This window comes from Streptomyces sp. NPDC048504 (assembly GCF_043200035.1).
GTDB lineage: Bacteria > Actinomycetota > Actinomycetes > Streptomycetales > Streptomycetaceae > Streptomyces.
Genome location: NZ_JBICXA010000001.1, coordinates 370,880 through 388,365, shown reverse-complemented (window position 1 = coordinate 388,365; position 17,486 = coordinate 370,880). Strand labels below are relative to the sequence as shown.

Here is a 17,486-nt window from a genome sequence, read left to right as displayed (position 1 = left end):
TCGACCCGGGGGTTCAGTGTCGTTCAGGGCGGGACGTTGCTAGCGCGTGGGGGCCGAGCCGTCGTAGACGTGGTCGGGGGTGGCGATCTGGGTGATCGCGCGGGCGAGCAGCGTGGACGGCTCCTGGCCCCCGGTGGTGATGTCGGTGTTGATCAGCACGACCAGGGTCGCCTTGAGGGCGGGGAGGTAGACGGTCACGGACTCGTAGCCCGGGATGGAACCGTTGTGCCCGATCCAGCCGCCGGTCTCGAAGATGCCGAGGCCGTAGGTGAGGCCGGGGAATCCGGTCGGCAGCGTCTTCAGCCGCTGCTTCTGGGTCTCGGGGCTGAGCAGTTCTCCGGTGGCGACGGTCTTCGCCCAGCCGCGCAGGTCGTGCATGGTCGAGATCATCGCGCCGGCCGACCAGGCCCAACTCGGGTTCCAGTCGGTGGAGTCGGCGACCGCGCCGGTCAGCGTCTGGTTGGTGTAGCCGTGCGCGTGCGGCTCGGGGAACTCGCGGACGTTCGGGCCGTCGGGGAACAGCGTCTGGTCCAGGTGTGCCGGGCGCAGCACCCGTCGGTCGATGACGTCGGCGACGTGGTGGCCGGTGACCTTCTCGATCACCAGGCCGAGCAGGACCAGGTTGCTGTTGTTGTAGACGAACACCTTGCCCGGCGCGGCGGTGTTGCGGTGCTTGAAGCCGTACGCGAGCAGCTCGCGCGGGGTGAACGTGCGGCTCGGGTCGCTCAGCAGGTCGTGCGCGAAGTCGGCGTCGGCGCTGTACGGGAACAGCCCGCTGCGCATCTCGGCCAGGTGGCGCAGGGTGATGTGACGGCCGTTCGGCACGCCGTGGACGTAGCGCGAGATCGGGTCGTCCAGCCCGATCCGCCGCTCGTCGACGAGCTGGAGCAGCGCGGTCACCGTGAACGTCTTGGTCTCACTGCCGATCCGCGAGTAGAAGTCCGTGCTCATCGGCTGCCCGGTGACCTTGTCGGCGACGCCGGTCGCACGGACGTAGCAGCCCTTGCCGGGCATCCACAGCCCGACGGCTCCACCGGGGATGGCGGCCTTCTTGCGGACGTCCGCGATGGCCTTGTCGAGCCGTGCGGTGACGCCCCGGCCGAGGCCGTCGGACGAGCAGTGGTCCCGGTCGTGCGGGGCGGGGTGGACCACCGCGGTGGCGTTGGCGGAGGTCGCCATCACCGGGGCGGCCAGTACGGACGCGGCCAGCAGCGCGGCTGCCAGGAGGCGTCGGGGAGGAGTACGTCGCATGTGGGGCGCTTCTTCCGGATCGGGGGTGGGGCTGCCACGGCACCATCCGGAGTCGGGCGGGGGGCCCACCTGCGGTGCGCGCCCCTGCGAGTCCACTCGATCGGACCGGTGTTCGGCCGCACCACCCGACCGACCCGACAGACGTTCGACGACGGGCCCGCGGCCTCTCGTCCGACGGTCTGAACCTCGTCCCCCGCTTGGTCATGCCCATGCTGTTAGGCTCGCTTCCCTTACGCGCATGGGGGAGCCGTCGGGGGGCCGGGGGAAAATGCCAGGGCGTTGCCGTACGTCCGCCATGCCTTCTTCTTGCCTTCTGGAGGAATCGTGGCCCGACTCTGCCGACGTCGGCACAGACAGAGACCCTCTTTCGGGGCGGGTCAGGCGCGCCTCGTCCCGCCACCGGCGCGTGTCGCGGCCGTCCTGGCGGCGGCACTGACGCTCAGCCTCCCCCTCGCCGCCCTGCCGTCCCCGGCCTTCGCCACCGTGGCCGGAGAGGTCGTGGTGGACGCCGCGCCCCGTGCCGTTCCCAGGGCCACGCAGATCCTCGACGCGGGGACCAGCGGCTTCCTCTGGGCCCAGGAGGGCGACGACCGGCTCCTGTGGACGGACTACGCCTCCGGCACCACCACCGCACTGGAGCAACGGCTCGACGCCCCGCTCGCGTACGACATCGACACCGGCTACTTCACCCACGCCGCGTCCTTCAAGACCGGTTACTACGGGGACGGTTCGGACACCGTCGCCCTCTACTCGGCGGCGGACGCCCGGGTCACCCTCCTCAAGGGCGCGGGCACCTCGGGCAACACCGGCGTGGTGCCGGTTCCCGACGGCTCCACCTACCAGGGCACCTTCGGCGACACGGTCCTCACCAGCACCGACGCCGCCGACGGCAACCCGAACGCCTATCAGTTGTGGCGCGTCCAGGACGGGGGCCAGGCCACTCGGACCGCCGTCACCGGGCTGCCCGACAGCGCCGCCAACGTCCAGGTCGAGGACGGCGACGCGCGATCCGTCATCCTCCGCTACGACACCGGCGCCGACGGGGACGGCTACAGCCACTGGGGCCTCGTCGACCTCTCCACCGGCGTCCTCGGCGCGCTGCCCGACCGCGTCGACGCCGACAACGGCTGGGAGGTGAGCGGCTTCCGGCTGGGCGCCGACTCGGTGGTGCGGGTGCGGAGCGGGCGCAGCAAGGCCGACGTGTACGACCGTGCCGACCTGTCCGCCGCACCGCGCACGTTCGACACCGGCTCCCTCAGCTACCAGGCCACGTACGGGATCGTGGGCGACAAGCTGCTCGGCGTGGAACCGGTGTCGCCCGGCGACAACCTGTACCGCGGCCAGCCCCTGTGGGCCCTGAGCTCCGACGGCACGGACACGTCCATGGCCAAGGTCATGGACCCGGCCGCCCACCAGATCGTCCAGGCTCCGGACGGTTCCGTCCTCGTGGCGGGGGCCGACACGTACGTCGAGCGGGGCGACCTCGACTGGGGCGTGTACCGGATCGCCAAGGGTGCCGACGGCTCGGTCACCCGCAGCCGGGTGACCGCCGTGGAGCCGATGCCCGCGACGGTGAACGGACTCGCGCTCGGCAGCGGCGTCCTCACCACGGCCGGCAACAGCACGCTGTACGAGCCGTCCACGGTCGAGGGCGTGTACCGCAGCACCTGGCTCGCCACCGGCACCACCCCCGGCGTGGTCACGTCGAGTGTGGACGCCCTGGTCAACGGCCGGGACGGCAATGAGCTGCTGGCCGACGGCACCGGTCGGCACGGCCGCGTGGACTCCACCGAGTCCGGCCTGACCATGCTGTACGCCAACGGCGCCACCGGCTGGGGCCCCACTCTCGACACCGGCGACGACTCCCCGCAGCTGAAGGGTCTCTCCGGGCGGTACGCGATCGTCGACGGGGCGTCCTCCGGTCAGCAGTACGTCGCCGAGTTCCCCGTGGACGGGACGGCGCCGAAGGTGCTCAAGAAGCGCGACCGGGTCGCCGCCGCCGTGTGGGGCGACACCCTGTGGAGCGGGACGGCCACCGGGAGCACGATCACGGCCACCGGGCTCCCGTCCGGCAGCGCCGGGGAATCCTTCACCACCCGCAACGGCTGCACCCCGGCCGACCTCCAGGCCGTGGGCCGCTGGGTGTACTGGACCTGCGAGGACTTCGGGGGCGTCGCCCGGGGCGCGGGCGTCTACGACCGTACGACCAAGAAGACGTCGACCGCTCCCCAGGGCGGGGTCCTGCTCGGCGACGGCTACTTCGTCCAGCATGTCGCCGGCACCGGGTCGACCGGCGGGCTGACACTCTTCGACCTGCACGGCGGACTGCCGTCGAGCGGCGCCTACACCGATCTGCCGAGCCACAAGGTGGCCGACTGGACCGAGATCGGCAAGGACAAGGGCCGGATCGGCACCGACTGGACCGTGGACCGCTTCGGCGGCGGCGTCGCGTACACCGACACCGAGCAGCGCGTCCATGTCGTGCCGGCCGGCTTCCGGCGTCCGCGCTGACCGCGATCGACTCCACGGTCACCGCCAACACCGCGAGCTGGACCGGTACTTGGTGGTTGTCGAAGCCCGCCGCCGCATGGCAGGTGGCGGTCCGCGACACGGCCGGAACCACCGTGCGCACCTTGTCCGGCGCCGACGCCCGCGGGCTGCTGAAGGCCGCCTGGGACGGCAAGAACTCCGCGGGCCGCCTCGTCCCCAACGGCACCTACACCTGGACGCTCACCGCCCGGCCCGCCGACGGCAAGGGCGCCGCCCTCACCCGTTCCGGCAGCCTCACGGTGACGGCGGGAGCGGCGGCACCGCGCGACTACGCGGGCAACGACGGCGTCGGTGACCTCGTCACCCTCAGCTCCTCCGGCACCCTCACCGTCCAACGCGGCACCGGCAAGGGCACGTTGGGCAGCAAGGTGTCCGGCAACGGCTGGCCGACGAGCGCGAAGGCCGTGCCGTACGGCGATCTCGACGGCGACCGGTGCAACGACATCCTGGTCCGGCTGAGCAGCGGCGCGCTGCGCGCCTACCACCCCGCCTGCGGCAAGGCGCCGACGCCGACGACCCGGTACACCTCGCTCGGCACCTCCGGCTGGAACCAGTACGACGTGCTGACCTCGACCGGTGACGTGACCAAGGACGGCCGCCCGGACCTGATCGCGCGCAACACGGCGACCGGGACCGTCTACCTGTACAAGGGCACCAGTACCGGGAAGCTGTCGGCGCGCGTGAAGCTGTACGCGGACTGGAAGACGTACAAAAAGGTCGTCGGCGCCGGCGACCTCAACGGTGACGGCATCGGCGACCTGCTCGCCCAGGACAAGGCGAACAACCTGTACCGCTACAACGGCACCGGCAAGGGGACGTTCGGGGCACGGGTGAAGGTCTTCTCCGCCTGGGGCGGGTCGTACAACGCGGTCGTCGGGGTCGGCGACATCACCGGGGACGGGAAGGCCGATCTGGTCTCGCGCGACACCGGTGGCAACGTGTGGCGCAACAGTGGCAACGGCAAGGGGTCGTTCGGCGGCCGTACGAAGATCGCTTCGGGCTGGCAGGCGTACAAGTCCGTCGCGTGAGCCGTCTCGTTCCCTCGCGAAGGCCCGGGTCGTCGACCCGGGCCTTCCGCTGTCTCCCGTATCCGGCTCAGTACGCGCGGATCGCATCCGCGGGCGGTGTCCGCAACGCCTGCCGCGTAGGCAGTTCGATGGTCAGGAAAGCCGTCACCGTGACCGTGAGCGCGAGCCCCGGCAGCAGCCAGACCGGACCCGCCGGCCAGGGGTGGCCGAGGAAACCCTGGCCCAGCAACGCCAGCGGGATCGCGGAGAGCAGCAGAGCCGTGGTGAGTGCCGTGGCCGCCGTCATCGCGGCCTCGCGGCGCATCATCGCGCGGATCTGGCGGGGAGTCGTGCCGTTGAGCCGGAGGGCACCCAGCTCCACCCTCCGCTGGGCGGTGGCCGCGACCAGCTTGTTGGCGATGCTCAGCAGGAGATACACGAGCAGCACCACGATCGTCGCGAGGTTGATCCACACCTCGGGCGGCGCGTCCTTGAGGCCGCCGGTGGAAGGGGAGTTGGCGGGTCCGAGGGTCAGGCCGGGGCGGGCGGCCGCGAAAGACGTGAGGTTCTGCCGCGCCTTCGCCGTGCCGTCCGTACGGATCAGGAGGGACTGGTCGAGGGCCGTGGTCGTGTGCCCGGCGGCCAGGTCGTGCGACAGCACCACCGTGCCGAAGCCGAGCCCCCGCCCGTACACGGCAACTACCTTGGCGTCGACGCGAGTTCCGTCCCCGAGGACGAGATCCACCGTGTGCCCCACCGTCGCGGAACGCGTCCGCGCGACATCACTGCTGACAGCGACTGTCCTACCGGACAGCCGACTCAGGCTGCCGTCCCGTACGTCGAGGTCGAGAACGCCCGCCGCGTCCGGCGTGAGGATCGTCGCGGAACCCGAGTCGACCGCCGGGTCACCGAACTGCTTGTACTCCCACACCACGGTGGTCGTCCCGACGGGAGCGGCGGCCCGCACGCCCCGCGTCTTGCGTACGGCGGCGAGCGTGCCGTCGGGCAACCCACCCAACCCCGGTGCGTTCAGGCGCAGTTGGGCCAGCGTGCCGGCGCTGGTGTCCTGGGCGGTGGCGGCCAGCACGGTCGTCTGCGTGAAGGTGTACGTCAGCACGAACACGACCGCCATGGCCAGCGTGGAGACGATCCCCGCGTTGCGCAGGGCGTAGGCGCGCAGGTTGGCCATCGCCAGCCAGGTCGGCGCGGAGGCCCCTGCCCTCGTCGCCCGCGCCGCCGCACCGCCGATGCCCCGTACCAGCGCCGGTCCCGCCGTGGCCAGCCCGATCGCCCCGATGATCCCGGCGAGCGAGGTGGCCGTAGCGCCGATGACCGTGCGGGAGAAGAGCGGCAGGGCCGACATGACCGTCGCTACGACGATGACGGCCACGCCGATACGGGTCCGGGCCCGCGACGGATCGCGCGGTTCGCTCCGCGACTCGGCGACCGCCTCGGTGGCCGGCATCCGCGAGGTGCGCCACGCCGAGCAACGGGCCGACACCTGCACGGCGAGAAGCATCAGCACGATCGCCGCGAGCGCGGGCAACGGGCTGAAGGTGAGCGGGAGTTCGGCCGGTATGACCCCCCGGTCCGCGAGCAGCCCGCGGAACTGTCCGGCCAGCAGATACCCGAGCCCCACCCCGGGTGCCACGGCCACGGCGGCCACGACGGTGGACTGCGCGGCGGCCAACCGCCGAATCTGCTTGGGAGTTGCCCCGACGGCCCGCATCAGCGCCAGGTCCCGCCGCTGCCCACCGATCGCCACGGCCAGCGCGCTCGCCATCACGAACCCGGTGATCAGCAGAACGATCCCGGAGAGCGACCCGGCGAGCAGCACGAGCAGCGAGCGTGAGGCTCCGGCCCCGGGTGCGGCCGTGTCGCCCCGCTCGGCCCCGGTGACGGTCAGGAGCCCGGTGCCCTTCAGCTTCGTACGGACTTCGGCGGCGACCCGAGCCTCGGCACCGGGCGCGGTGCGGAGGCCCACCAGATCGACTCGGTCGGAACGGCCCGTCAGTCCTACGGCCGCCTTGTCGGCGAAGTAGACGCCGGCGCCCGGCGTGTTGACGACTGCCGAGACGCGATAGCCGTTCGCGGGGCGGGAGTTCACGACGACCTGGACGCGGTCGCCCGGCTTGATGCCGGTCGCGGCGGCGGTCGCACTGTCCACGGCGACCTCGCCGGAAGAGGTCGGCGCGCTGCCGGTGACCCGCGCATTCGCCAGCAGTTTCGTCGAGGACCAACCGTGCCCCGCTACCTGGGGATCTCCGGACGACGGCGGTACGACCCGACCGTGCGCGTCGACGAGCGCGGCCGGGAAGCCGATGTCGCCGACGGACGTGGTCACACCCGGCAACCGGCCGAGTTCGCCGACCAGTTGGGCCGGGATCCTGCGGCGTTCCGGCAGCGCGAGCGCCAGATCGCCGGGCGGGTGGAACTCCTGGTCGGCCGCGACCACGACGGACGCTCCGGCGAGGCGCCCGGCGGGCAGGTGGGAACGGAGGCCGGACTCGGCCAGGACGCCGGTGGCGGTGACCAGGGCGGCACCGCCGAGGACCGCGCAGGCCACGGCGATCAGCGCGGTGACGCGGTGCCCGACCATCTGTATCGCGAGACGGAACATGGCTCAGACCCTCCCCAACTCGACGAGACGAGCGGCCAGTTCGTCGGCGGTCGGTGCCTTGAGGGCGTCGACGACCCGGCCGTCGGCCATCACCAGCACGTGATGCGCGCGGGCGGCGGCGGCCGGGTCGTGGGTGACCATCACGACCGTCTGGCGCAGGTCGTTCACGAGGTCGCGGAGGAGGTCCAGGACCTCGTGGGCACTGCGCAGGTCGAGCGCGCCGGTCGGTTCGTCGGCGAACACGACCGCCGGACGGGCCACCAACGCCCGTACCACTGCGGCCCGTTGCTGCTGCCCGCCGGACAGCTCGGCCGGGCGGTGGCTCAACCGGTCGGCCAGTCCGACCCGTTCCACCAGCGTGCGCAGCCAGTCGCGGTCCGCTGTGCGGCCCGCGAGCCGGAGCGGCAGCGTGATGTTGTCCTCGATGGAGAGGGAGGGGATCAGGTTGTACGCCTGGAACACGAACCCCACCCGCTCGCGCCGGAGTTGGGTGCGCTTGGTCTCGTTCAGCCCGGCGATCTCGTGACCGTCGATACGGACACTGCCCGACGTCGGGGAGTCGAGCCCGGCGGCGCAGTGCATCAGCGTGCTCTTGCCGGAACCCGAAGGCCCCATCACGGCGAGGAAGGTGCCGCGTTCCACGGTCAACGACACGTCGTCCAGGGCGCGTACGCCTCCGGGGTAGGCCTTGCTGACGCCCACCAGGGCGATGGCGGCGGAGGTCATGGCAGTTGCTGTGGTGTTCATCGCCGGCCCCGCAGGTTGCGTACGACGAGGGTGCCCGCGCACAGGACGGTGACCGCGCCGCACACCAGGTGCACCCAGGTGTCGGCGCCGCCGAAGGAGGCCGCCATGTTGGTGAGCGCGCTGGCCACGACGACGATCCAGAGGAGGGTGCGGGCGATGTCCCCGGGGCTGAGGCGGTCGGGTTCGGTGGTCGTCGTCGTGTTCGGCATGGGGGCTTCTCCCGTGGTGCTGAGCGGTGCGTTCCGGGGGTCCGGCTGTCGTCGTCGACGCTATGGATCAGTACCCCTCGCGGCCGATCCCGCAGCCCGCCCGGTTCGGGGTACAGCAGGCTGTACTCCCCTCTTCCTCCGCCCACACAGAACTCACGTACGGCATAGGGTCGTTCGCATGACAGCGAGCACGAGCGAAGCGGGCGGTGGGACGGGCGGTGGGACAGCCGCCCGACGCGAGAGCTTCAAGGACATCGCGCTAAGGACCCTGAGCGCATCCGGCAAGGCGATCGCCGAGCTCGCCTCCGGCCTCAACACAGCTGTGCCCGCCGCCCTGTTGCTGCTCTGGCTGGCCCTCACCGCCGTGACGAGCGTGGTCGGGGTGGGGCTGCTGACGGCACCCGCGTCACTGCGCGCCCTGCACGCCCTGGCCGGTCGCGAACGTGACCGGCTCGCCCGCCGGGGCCCCGAGGTCGTAGCGCCGCAGCCCCCGCCCACCCGGCTGCGGGCCGCCCTCGTAGACCCCACCACCCACCGCGAACTGCGTTGGCTGCTACGGCACTCCACCCTCGGCCTGCTGCTCGGGCTGCTCGGTGTCCTGTTGCCGATCACGGCCGTGCGGGACAGCGCGTTCCCGCTGTACTGGACGTTCATGCCGGAGAACACGACGGCCACGTCACTCGGCATCGGCAACGCCCACACCTGGCCGGACGCCCTGGCCGTGGCGCTGCTGGGCGTGGGCTGGATCGCGATCATCCTGGGGCTGGCGCCCGGGATGGCCCGGCTGCAGTCGGGGCCGGGGCGGCGGCTCCTGGCGGCCGGTCCCGACGTGGATCTCTCCCTGCGCGTCGCGGAGTTGACCGCGACCCGTGCCGCCGCCCTCGACGCGCACGCCACCGAACTGCGGCGTATCGAGCGGTCGTTGCACGACGGCGCGCAGAACCGCCTTGTCTCCGTAGCCGTGTTGCTCGGGGCGGCCCGCCGCATGGTCGCCCGCGATCCGGCGGGCGCCGACGAACTCCTCGAACGCGCCCAGTCCGCCGCCGAGATGGCGCTGGCCGAGCTGCGGACGGTCGCGCGCGGCATCCTGCCGCCGGTGCTGGCCGACCGGGGGCTCGCGGGCGCGCTCTCCGGGCTCGCCGCGGACTGCGCGGTGCCGTGCCGGATCGACGTGAACGTCCCCGCACGCTGCGCGGCCTCCGTCGAGGCGACCGCCTACTTCGTCGTCGCCGAGGCGCTCACCAACATCGCCAAGCACAGCGGCGCCGCCCATGCCACGATCACGGCACGCGGCACCGGCGGGCGGCTCGTCCTGCGCGTCGAGGACGACGGACGGGGCGGCGCGGACACGGACGGCGGCTCGGGCCTGACCGGCATCCGCCGCCGTATCGCCGCGCATGACGGCGACCTCACCCTGACCAGCCCACCGGGTGGCCCGACCGTCCTCACCGTGGATCTCCCCTGTGGCCGGTGAGTTGGGGACCGTGACGAGCGAAGAGAGCCTGCGATGCGGAACGTGAGCTGTGGAGTGCGAGCTGTGGACATGAGCTGTGGAGCGTGACTGACATGCGGATCGTGATCGCCGAAGACGACCCGTTGCTGCGCGAGGGCCTCGCCCTGCTGCTGCGCGCCGAGAGCTTGGACGTGGTGGCCACCGCGGGCACCCCGGACGAAGCCCTCGACGCCATCGACGTACACAAACCGGACGTCGCCATCCTCGACGTACGGATGCCGCCGACCCACACCGACGAGGGCATCGTCGCCGCGGTCGAGGCCAGGCGCCGACGCCCCGACCTGGCGGTGCTGGTGCTGTCCGCGTACGTCGAGCAGAGCTTCGCGACCGAGCTGCTCGGCGGCGGGGTGAGCGGTCTCGGCTATCTGCTCAAGGAACGGGTGGGCCGGGTCGAGGAGTTCCTGGACGCCCTGCACCGCGTGGCGGCCGGCGGCACCGCCATCGACCCGGAGGTCGTCGCCCAGCTCTTCACCCGCTCCCGCCAGGACACCCGTCTCGACCGGCTCAGCCCCCGCGAACGGGACGTACTCGCCCTGATGGCCGAGGGGTTGGGCAACTCCGCCATCGCCGAAAAACTCGTCGTCACCGACGGCGCCGTCCACAAACACATCCGCAGCATCTTCGCCAAGCTCGACCTGTCCCCGACGGACCAGGTGGACCGCCGGGTCGCGGCCGTCCTGCGCTACCTGGAGGATCTGCGGCGGCTGGGCTGACACCCCATCGAATGACGGGCGTCGGTACAGCAGGCTGTACGCCGGACCGGCCCGCGCACTGGATCGATCACCGCGTGCCGTCTCCCTAGGTTGGTGAACACGCCGGAACACACCGCGAGTCCGGTGTCCCGGACCACCAACTCCCAAGGGGACAGCTCATGATGACGATCCGTCACCTCACCGCCGTAGCGGCACTGGCCGCACTCGGCCTCGGCCTGGCGACACCGGCGGCGAGCGCGAAGGACGGCACGAGCTCCACGAAGTCCCGGCAGCGCACCACGCTCCAGCAGAGCGTGGACGCGATCGAGAAGACGGGCACCGTCGCCGTCGTGGCCCAGTCGACGGGCCCGGACGGACGGCGTTACGCGACCACCGGGGTCTCCGACACCGCCACGGGCCGGGCGGCCCGCGTCACCGACAAGTTCCGGATCGCGAGCAGCACCAAGGCGTTCGTGTCGACGGTGATGCTCCAACTGGTCGGCGAGGGACGGGTGTCGCTGGACGACACGGTCGAACACTGGCTGCCCGGCACGGTGTCCGGGAACGGGAACGACGGAAACGCCATCACCGTAAGGCAGTTGCTGAACCACACCAGCGGACTCTTCAACTACACCGCCGACTTCCCCGAGATCAGCACAGTGGCGGACTTCGAGGCCGACCGCTACACCACGTGGACCCCGCAGCAGTTGGTGAGCATCGCGATGCGCCACGCCCCGGACTTCGCACCGGGCACCCAGTGGGAGTACTCCAACACGAACTACATCGTCGCCGGAATGATCATCCAGAAGGCCACCGGCCACACCTGGCAGCAGGAGGTCACCCGGCGCGTCATCCGCCCGCTGGGCCTGCGCGACACCTCCGCCCCGGACACCTCGTCCCGCATCCCCGGCCAACACCTGCACGGCTACTCGGACTTCGGCGGATCCGGCCCGACCATCGACGTCACCGACCTCAACCCGACGGCCGCCGGTTCGGCCGGGGCCATGATCAGCACGACCAACGACCTCACCCGCTTCTTCTCGGCCCTGCTAGGCGGCAGGCTCCTGCACCCGGCCCAGCTCGCGGAGATGAAGACGACGGTACGAGCCGCGTCCCTGGACCCCGTCTGGCCCGGCGCCCGCTACGGCCTGGGCCTGATGGAGATCCCCCTGACCTGCGGCGGCGTCTACTACAGCCACGCCGGCGACCTGATGGGCTACACCACCCGCGACGGAGTCAGCGCGGACGGCCGTCGCACCGTGGTCCTGGAGGCGACGGGCGACGGCGCGTCCGACCTGTCCACGGAGATGGCGCAGAACGCGCTGATCGACACCGAACTCTGCGCAACGGCAAGGAAGTAGCCCGTCCCTCCCGGGGACCTGGAGTCCTCGGTGGTGAGGTGCGGGCGCCGGGCCGGGTGACGTCGGGCGGTCGGGGGCGAGGCGCCCTTGAGGATGAGAGCCACCAGTACCGCAGTACTGGTGAGCACGGCGAAGTGCCGCCTCCGGGCCCAGGGATCCGACCGGTCCGACTCGTAGTTTCGAAGTCACCCGCCGGATGAACACCGGGAGAGCGCCCGATGCGCAAGTTCCTCGTCGTGGCCGTGATCATCGCCGCCCTGCTGGCCCTTTCGAACCACAGCAAGCGCCAACGGGCGACCCTTCCCGACCTGCGCGGCCTCACGCTCTCCCACGCGCAGGACCGGGCCCGCGCGCAGGGCTTCGACCGGGTCGAATCCCAGGACGCCACCCCTGAAGACCGGGCCCAGTTGCTCGCATGCGACTGGAAGGTGTGCTCGCAGATACCGGGGCCCGGACCGCACGCCGTGACCACCCTGGTCGCGGTGACCGTGGTGAAGAACGGCGAACGGTGTCCCCGGACCTGAACTCCGCTGCAGAGACGGTGCTTTCAGTGCCCCGGGGCGGCGGTCGGGCAACCCGGCGACAAGGGCCAGACGATACGGACCCGCTACTCACGGAGAAGGGCGGGACCTTGAACGCCACAAAGCCCTACCTCTCGTTCGGCGTCGCCGACGGCCAGGTCGTGCTGTGAATCCCGCGACCGCGCAACCACTCCGGGTCGCCGCCGACCAGGTGAGACTCACGCCACGGCCGCACAGGGCACACACCTGCCCTGGAAGTTGACGCCGGCGCGCGGGCCGCCGTAGCGTCAGCGCCTTTCGAGATTCCGGCGTGGGAGAACGGCGATCAACTTGCCCAGCTGGATGCGGTGTTCGCCCCGGCGGTCATGGAGGCGTGCGCCGGCCGGGTGCACGTGACCGATCGGACCGTAGGCGGGCGGGTGTTCCGCGGCGGCGCACGGTCCGGCCTCGGCGCTCGAACTCGACGACGAGGACGGTCAACGCGTCGCTGTCATCACGCGGTTCGGGATGGTCGGGGAGGACGTGCACACGGCGTGGGAGGATCTGGCGGCTTCGCTGCCCGACGCCTGGCACTACGAAATGGCATCGCTTCCCAGCTGCCACATTTCGTAGTTCCCGCATTCCGCCGTGATCTCGGCCGTCGACTGAGCCGCAGCGACGAAGTCGTCGACCACCGGCGAGGTACGCGATGCCGCCACCGCGAGGCACACCTGGTCGGGCGCCAGATCCGGGATGGGCACATAGACGACGTCCGGATGTGAGTAGAACACGGTCGCCGAACGGGCCAGGAACGAGATGCCCCGGCCGGCCGCGACATGCTCAAGCGTCTCGTCCACCCCGCGCACCACGTACCCGGCGTTGGGGTGCGGGCGCCTGGTGGGCTGCGTGCCCGGGTCGGCATGCCAGACCAGCGGTTCGCCGGCCAGGTCGGCCTCGGTGACCTCTTCCTTGCCGGCCAGCCGGTGGCCGGCGGGCAGCACCGCCACCCGCGGCTCGGCGTACAGCGGGGTGAGGTGCAGGCCGGTCTCGTCGATGGGCAGCCGCACATAGGCGACGTCGATACGGCCGTCGAGCAGCATCGGGGCCTGGTCGTCCCCTTCGATCCGCTGCACGTCCACGACCACGTCCGGGTGCCGGGCCTCGAACGCCCGCGCCGCCGGGATGACCGGGATGCCGGCCCGGAAACCGACCATCAGCCGCCGGTTGCCACGGGCGGCCACGGACACCCGGCGGCGGACCGCGTGCGTGGAGGCGAGCAGCGGACCGGCGTCGGCGAGCAGTTGTCGGCCCGCGTCGGTCAGCGCCACGCCGTGGCGATCCCTGGTGAACAGCGAGGCGCCGAGGTCCTGCTCCAGCGCGCGGATCTGCCGGCTGAGCACCGGTTGCGCGATATGCAGCTCATCGGCGGCGTGGCCGAAGTGCAACCGGTCGGCCACAGCGACGAAGTAACGCAGTTTGCGCAGGTCCAGATCCAGATCCATGACGCCTCCCCGGCCCGGTGATGCATTCAGGGTATCACCACGGCCAAAAGAGGTCTTGGACACCGACTCGGGCCAGTGGCAGCCTGAATAGGTACCTGATGGGATCGAAGCGAATTCGATACAAGAATTCGACACGGGAGTTCGGCACGGGAGTTCGGCACGAGAATTCGGCATCGGAAATGGTCGGCAGGACCAGGCCCCGAATGAACACATCAGGAATTGAGCGCCGCCCATCGCGTCATTCGAAGGCGTCGACGAAAGCAGGCACACCCATGAGCAGCATCAGCATTATCGGCCTGGGGAACATGGCCGCCGCCCTGGCCCGCCGGGCGCTGGCCGGCGGCAACACCGTCGAGATCATCGGCCGCGACCCGGCCAAGGCCAAGGAACTGGCCGGCGCGCTCGGCGGCGCCACCGTCGGGACGGCCGGCGCCGCCCCGGCCGGGGACATCGTGGTCCTCGCCGTGCCGTACGCCGGCGCGGCGGCGGTGCTGAGCGAGTACGGGGACGCACTGCGCGGCAAGGTCATCATCGACATCGCCAACCCCGTCGCCCCCGATTTCCAGAGCTTTGTCACCCCCGACGGCACTTCCGGCGCGCAGGAGATCGCCAAGGCGGCCCCCGCCGGCGCTCATGTCGTCAAGGCGTTCAACACCCTGTTCTCCCATGTTCTGGCGGCCGGCCAGACCGAGGGGCGCCCCTTGGACGTGTTCGTCGCCGGCGACGACGCGCAGGCGAAGGCACGCGTGTCGGCGTTCATCGAGAGCCTGGGGCTGCGCCCGATGGACATCGGGGAGCTGCCCATGGCGCGGGCGCTGGAGAACGTCGCCCTGTTGCAGCTGGGCCTCGTCGCCCACTCCCTCAAGCACACCAACTTCTCCCTCGGGGTCGGCATTCTCAGCTGACCGCACCCGCACCACCGTCTCTCGCGCCACATCAGGCCACATCACGCCAGGCGATCCACGGCACGAGAAGAACGACCCCTCCACCCACTCCCACAAGGAGCAGCAGCATGCGCGTTTTCGTCACTGGCGGGACCGGCCATTCCGGTTCGTACATCGTCCCCGAGCTCATCGCCGCCGGGCACGAGGTCACCGGCCTGGCCCGGTCGGACACCGCCGCGGCGGCTTTGTCCGCGCTCGGCGCGAAGGTGCGTCGCGGCGACCTCCAGGATCTCGACGGGCTCAAGGAGGCGGCCGCCGACTCCGACGGCGTCATCCACGTCGCACACAGGCAGGACCTGCTCCCCTCCGGCGGGCTCAACGCCGTGGCCGCCGCGGAGGTCCCGATCATGCTCGCGTACGGCGAGGCACTCGCGGGAACCGGAAAGCCGCTGGTCGCGGCCGGGAGCATAGGCTCGGGCGGGGACCTGGGCCGACCGGTCACCGAGGAGGACCCGGCCCTTCCGAGCGGCGACGAGTACAAGGGCACCCTGCGGATTCGCAACGTCGTGGAAACCACCGTGATCGGCCTCGCCGAGCAGGGAGTGCGGTCCTCGATCGTGCGGATCGCCAACATCGCGCACGGCACGACCGATCGTGCCGGCTTCCTCCCCGTGCTGATCGCGCTCGCGAAGGAGAAGGGTTTCGTCGGCTACCCCGGAGACGGCGCGAACCTGTGGAACGCCGTGCACATCCAGGATGTCGCCTCCTTGTTCCGCCTGGCGCTGGAGAAGGGGCCGGCCGGGAAGTACTGGCACGCGGTCGGGGACGGAGGCATCCCGTTCCGCGAGATCGCCGAGGCCATCGGCAACCGTCTGGGCCTGCCCGTCGTCAGCGTTCCCGTGGACGTACTGATGGTGCCGGGATATTTCGGATTCCTCGCGAACATAGTCACGCAGAGCTACCCGGCGTCCAATCTGATAACCCGCCGGACCCTCGGCTGGGAACCCGCTCGGCCCGGCCTGTTCGCCGATTTGGACAACGGCCATTATTTCCCCGCCGGCTGACGGCTGGACCCGAATCGCAACGAGTCGGGAAATTCCAAGGGTTCACCGTCTCGGATACTCATCAATTCATTCGGATACCCAATTCGGATACCCAATTCGGATACTCATCAATTCTACGGAGTGATCATGGGAAAGCTCGATGGCAAGGTAGCGGTGATCACCGGCGGATCCACCGGCATGGCACTGGCCGGCGCCAAACTGTTCGTCGAGGAAGGAGCGCACGTCTTCATCCAGGCCCGGCGGCAGGAAGCCCTGGACGACGCCGTCAAGCTGATCGGCCGCAACGTCACCGCCGTCCAGGGTGACGCGGCCGAACTGGCGGACCTGGACCGCCTGTACGACACCGTCAAGCGGGAAAAGGGCTCGATCGACGTGCTGTGGGCCAGCGCCGGAGGGGGCGAGCCCGCCCCGCTCGGCGAGATCACCGAGGCCCAGTTCGACACCTGGTTCGGGCTCAACGCCCGCGGCACCCTGTTCACCGTCCAGAAGGCCCTCCCGCTCTTCAACGACGGCGGCTCCATCCTCATGACCGGATCCAACGCCTCCCTCGGCGCCTTCCCCGGCTGGAGCCTCTACGCGGGAAGCAAGGCCGTCCAGCAGGCCTGGGCCCGCGTCTGGCTCAACGAACTGCGCGACCGCAGGATCCGGGTCAACGTCCTGACCCCCGGTCAGGTCGCCACCGCCAAACAGGAAGAACTGTTCGACGAGGCGACCAAGACCGCGTTCGAGTCCCTCATCCCCCGCGGAGAGATGGGCCGCCCCGAAGAGATCGCCACCGTCGCCCTGTTCCTCGCCTCCGACGACTCCAGCTACGTCAACGGTCTGGAACTGGTCGCCGACGGCGGCACCACCGCCATCTGAACCACCCACCAGGAACGAACAGGAAGAGAAGAGAGGACATCTCATGAGCAGCATCACCCTCATCGGTACGGGGAACATGGCCCGTGCCATCGGCACGCTCGCGGTGGCGGGCGGCAACACCGTCGAGGTCATGGGACGCGATCAGTCCAAGGCCGATGCCCTGGCCAAGGCTCTGGGCGGCGGCGCGACGACGGGCAAGTGGGGCACCGCCCCGGCCGGGGACATCGTCATCACGGCCCTGTTGTACGACGGTGTCGTCCCGGTCGTCACCGAGTACGGGGACGCCCTCGCGGGCAAGGTCATCGTCGACATCAGCAACCCCTTCAACGCCACGTTCGACGGACTGGCCCACAGCGAGGAGACCTCCATCGCGCAGGAGGCCGCCAAGGTGGTCCCGGCAAGTGCCAGTGTGGTGAAGGGGTTCAACACCATCTTCCGCAATGTCCTGGAGAAGGGTCGGCCCAGCGTCTTCATCGCCGGCGACAACGCACAGGCCAAGACGGACGTGGCGGCATTCATCGAGAGCCTCGGGCTGCGCCCGCTGGACGTCGGCGGCCTGAAAATGGCGCACTGGCTGGAAGGAATGGGCCTCGTCACGGTGGCCCTCGCCAACAACGGGGTCGGCCACTGGGACTTCGCGCTCGGCGTCGACGAATTCACCGGCTGAGACTTCGGAGCCCCGACTCGCCGCGCATGGCTGCTTCTCCCGCAGGTCCTCGTCCTCG

The 17,486-nt window shown here is 70.7% G+C and carries 15 protein-coding genes; 10 read left to right on the top strand and 5 right to left on the bottom strand.

Annotation, left to right across the window (positions count from 1 at the left end):
• Positions 1-39 precede the first annotated feature (39 nt).
• Complete coding sequence (locus ACGFY9_RS01790) at positions 40-1,251, bottom strand: serine hydrolase domain-containing protein (protein WP_393750913.1); 1,212 nt, start codon at positions 1,249-1,251, stop codon at positions 40-42.
• A 324-nt stretch (positions 1,252-1,575) separates the two neighbouring features.
• On the opposite strand from ACGFY9_RS01790, the gene ACGFY9_RS01785 reads away from it, so the two are divergent.
• Together ACGFY9_RS01785 and ACGFY9_RS01780 are read left to right on the top strand one after the other, a co-directional pair.
• Positions 1,576-3,762: an ATP/GTP-binding protein gene (locus tag ACGFY9_RS01785; protein WP_393750911.1), complete on the top strand. Its 2,187-nt coding sequence runs from the start codon at positions 1,576-1,578 to the stop codon at positions 3,760-3,762.
• Positions 3,763-3,818: 56 nt separating this feature from the next.
• The gene (locus tag ACGFY9_RS01780; protein WP_393750909.1) at positions 3,819-4,829 is read left to right on the top strand and encodes an FG-GAP-like repeat-containing protein; all 1,011 of its coding nucleotides are present in this window, start codon (positions 3,819-3,821) and stop codon (positions 4,827-4,829) included.
• A 67-nt stretch (positions 4,830-4,896) separates the two neighbouring features.
• On the opposite strand, the gene ACGFY9_RS01775 is transcribed toward ACGFY9_RS01780, so the two are convergent.
• The 3 genes from ACGFY9_RS01775 to ACGFY9_RS01765 are packed head-to-tail and all read right to left on the bottom strand — an operon-like array spanning position 4,897 to position 8,384.
• Positions 4,897-7,428 (bottom strand): FtsX-like permease family protein, encoded by a 2,532-nt coding sequence (locus ACGFY9_RS01775; RefSeq protein ID WP_393750907.1) that lies wholly within the window; start codon positions 7,426-7,428, stop codon positions 4,897-4,899.
• A 3-nt stretch (positions 7,429-7,431) separates the two neighbouring features.
• Positions 7,432-8,175, bottom strand: coding sequence for an ABC transporter ATP-binding protein (locus ACGFY9_RS01770; RefSeq protein WP_393750905.1), 744 nt, complete (start codon positions 8,173-8,175; stop codon positions 7,432-7,434).
• Positions 8,172-8,384 (bottom strand): hypothetical protein, encoded by a 213-nt coding sequence (locus tag ACGFY9_RS01765; protein ID WP_393750903.1) that lies wholly within the window; start codon positions 8,382-8,384, stop codon positions 8,172-8,174. The genes ACGFY9_RS01770 and ACGFY9_RS01765 overlap by 4 nt, the downstream gene beginning before the upstream one ends.
• 178 nt (positions 8,385-8,562) lie before the next feature.
• On the opposite strand from ACGFY9_RS01765, the gene ACGFY9_RS01760 reads away from it, so the two are divergent.
• The 4 genes from ACGFY9_RS01760 (at position 8,563) to ACGFY9_RS01745 (ending at position 12,474) form a co-directional block, all read left to right on the top strand.
• A complete protein-coding gene (locus tag ACGFY9_RS01760) occupies positions 8,563-9,858 on the top strand; it encodes a sensor histidine kinase (protein WP_393750902.1) in 1,296 nt (431 codons plus the stop codon).
• A 92-nt stretch (positions 9,859-9,950) separates the two neighbouring features.
• On the top strand, positions 9,951-10,610 hold the full coding sequence (locus ACGFY9_RS01755; protein WP_393750900.1) for a response regulator transcription factor: 660 nt from the start codon (positions 9,951-9,953) through the stop codon (positions 10,608-10,610).
• A gap of 158 nt (positions 10,611-10,768) precedes the next feature.
• Positions 10,769-11,950 (top strand): serine hydrolase domain-containing protein, encoded by a 1,182-nt coding sequence (locus ACGFY9_RS01750; protein ID WP_393750898.1) that lies wholly within the window; start codon positions 10,769-10,771, stop codon positions 11,948-11,950.
• A 218-nt stretch (positions 11,951-12,168) separates the two neighbouring features.
• A complete protein-coding gene (locus ACGFY9_RS01745) occupies positions 12,169-12,474 on the top strand; it encodes a hypothetical protein (RefSeq protein WP_393750896.1) in 306 nt (101 codons plus the stop codon).
• A gap of 569 nt (positions 12,475-13,043) precedes the next feature.
• Here the strand turns inward: ACGFY9_RS01745 and ACGFY9_RS01740 are convergent.
• The gene (locus ACGFY9_RS01740) at positions 13,044-13,946 is read right to left on the bottom strand and encodes a LysR family transcriptional regulator (RefSeq protein WP_393751757.1); all 903 of its coding nucleotides are present in this window, start codon (positions 13,944-13,946) and stop codon (positions 13,044-13,046) included.
• A 278-nt stretch (positions 13,947-14,224) separates the two neighbouring features.
• Between ACGFY9_RS01740 and ACGFY9_RS01735 the strand changes: the two genes are divergently transcribed.
• From ACGFY9_RS01735 to ACGFY9_RS01720, 4 genes are all read left to right on the top strand, one after another.
• Positions 14,225-14,857 carry an NADPH-dependent F420 reductase gene (locus ACGFY9_RS01735; protein ID WP_393750894.1) on the top strand — a complete coding sequence of 211 codons (633 nt, stop codon included), beginning with the start codon at positions 14,225-14,227 and terminating at the stop codon, positions 14,855-14,857.
• Positions 14,858-14,964: 107 nt separating this feature from the next.
• The gene (locus ACGFY9_RS01730; RefSeq protein WP_393750892.1) at positions 14,965-15,900 is read left to right on the top strand and encodes an SDR family oxidoreductase; all 936 of its coding nucleotides are present in this window, start codon (positions 14,965-14,967) and stop codon (positions 15,898-15,900) included.
• Positions 15,901-16,026: 126 nt separating this feature from the next.
• A complete protein-coding gene (locus ACGFY9_RS01725; protein WP_393750890.1) occupies positions 16,027-16,761 on the top strand; it encodes an SDR family NAD(P)-dependent oxidoreductase in 735 nt (244 codons plus the stop codon).
• 43 nt (positions 16,762-16,804) lie between these two features.
• Positions 16,805-17,428: an NADPH-dependent F420 reductase gene (locus ACGFY9_RS01720; RefSeq protein ID WP_393750888.1), complete on the top strand. Its 624-nt coding sequence runs from the start codon at positions 16,805-16,807 to the stop codon at positions 17,426-17,428.
• Positions 17,429-17,486: the final 58 nt, after the last annotated feature.

Excerpts from the sequence above, each read along its gene's own strand:
- ACGFY9_RS01790 (WP_393750913.1), bottom strand. The coding sequence starts at position 1,251 with ATGCGACGTACTCCTCCCCGACGCCTCCTGGCAGCCGCGCTGCTGGCC.
- ACGFY9_RS01775 (WP_393750907.1), bottom strand. The coding sequence starts at position 7,428 with ATGTTCCGTCTCGCGATACAGATGGTCGGGCACCGCGTCACCGCGCTG.
- ACGFY9_RS01770 (WP_393750905.1), bottom strand. The coding sequence starts at position 8,175 with ATGAACACCACAGCAACTGCCATGACCTCCGCCGCCATCGCCCTGGTG.
- ACGFY9_RS01765 (WP_393750903.1), bottom strand. The coding sequence starts at position 8,384 with ATGCCGAACACGACGACGACCACCGAACCCGACCGCCTCAGCCCCGGG.
- ACGFY9_RS01760 (WP_393750902.1), top strand. The coding sequence starts at position 8,563 with ATGACAGCGAGCACGAGCGAAGCGGGCGGTGGGACGGGCGGTGGGACA.
- ACGFY9_RS01755 (WP_393750900.1), top strand. The coding sequence starts at position 9,951 with ATGCGGATCGTGATCGCCGAAGACGACCCGTTGCTGCGCGAGGGCCTC.
- ACGFY9_RS01750 (WP_393750898.1), top strand. The coding sequence starts at position 10,769 with ATGATGACGATCCGTCACCTCACCGCCGTAGCGGCACTGGCCGCACTC.
- ACGFY9_RS01745 (WP_393750896.1), top strand. The coding sequence starts at position 12,169 with ATGCGCAAGTTCCTCGTCGTGGCCGTGATCATCGCCGCCCTGCTGGCC.
- ACGFY9_RS01735 (WP_393750894.1), top strand. The coding sequence starts at position 14,225 with ATGAGCAGCATCAGCATTATCGGCCTGGGGAACATGGCCGCCGCCCTG.
- ACGFY9_RS01730 (WP_393750892.1), top strand. The coding sequence starts at position 14,965 with ATGCGCGTTTTCGTCACTGGCGGGACCGGCCATTCCGGTTCGTACATC.
- ACGFY9_RS01725 (WP_393750890.1), top strand. The coding sequence starts at position 16,027 with ATGGGAAAGCTCGATGGCAAGGTAGCGGTGATCACCGGCGGATCCACC.
- ACGFY9_RS01720 (WP_393750888.1), top strand. The coding sequence starts at position 16,805 with ATGAGCAGCATCACCCTCATCGGTACGGGGAACATGGCCCGTGCCATC.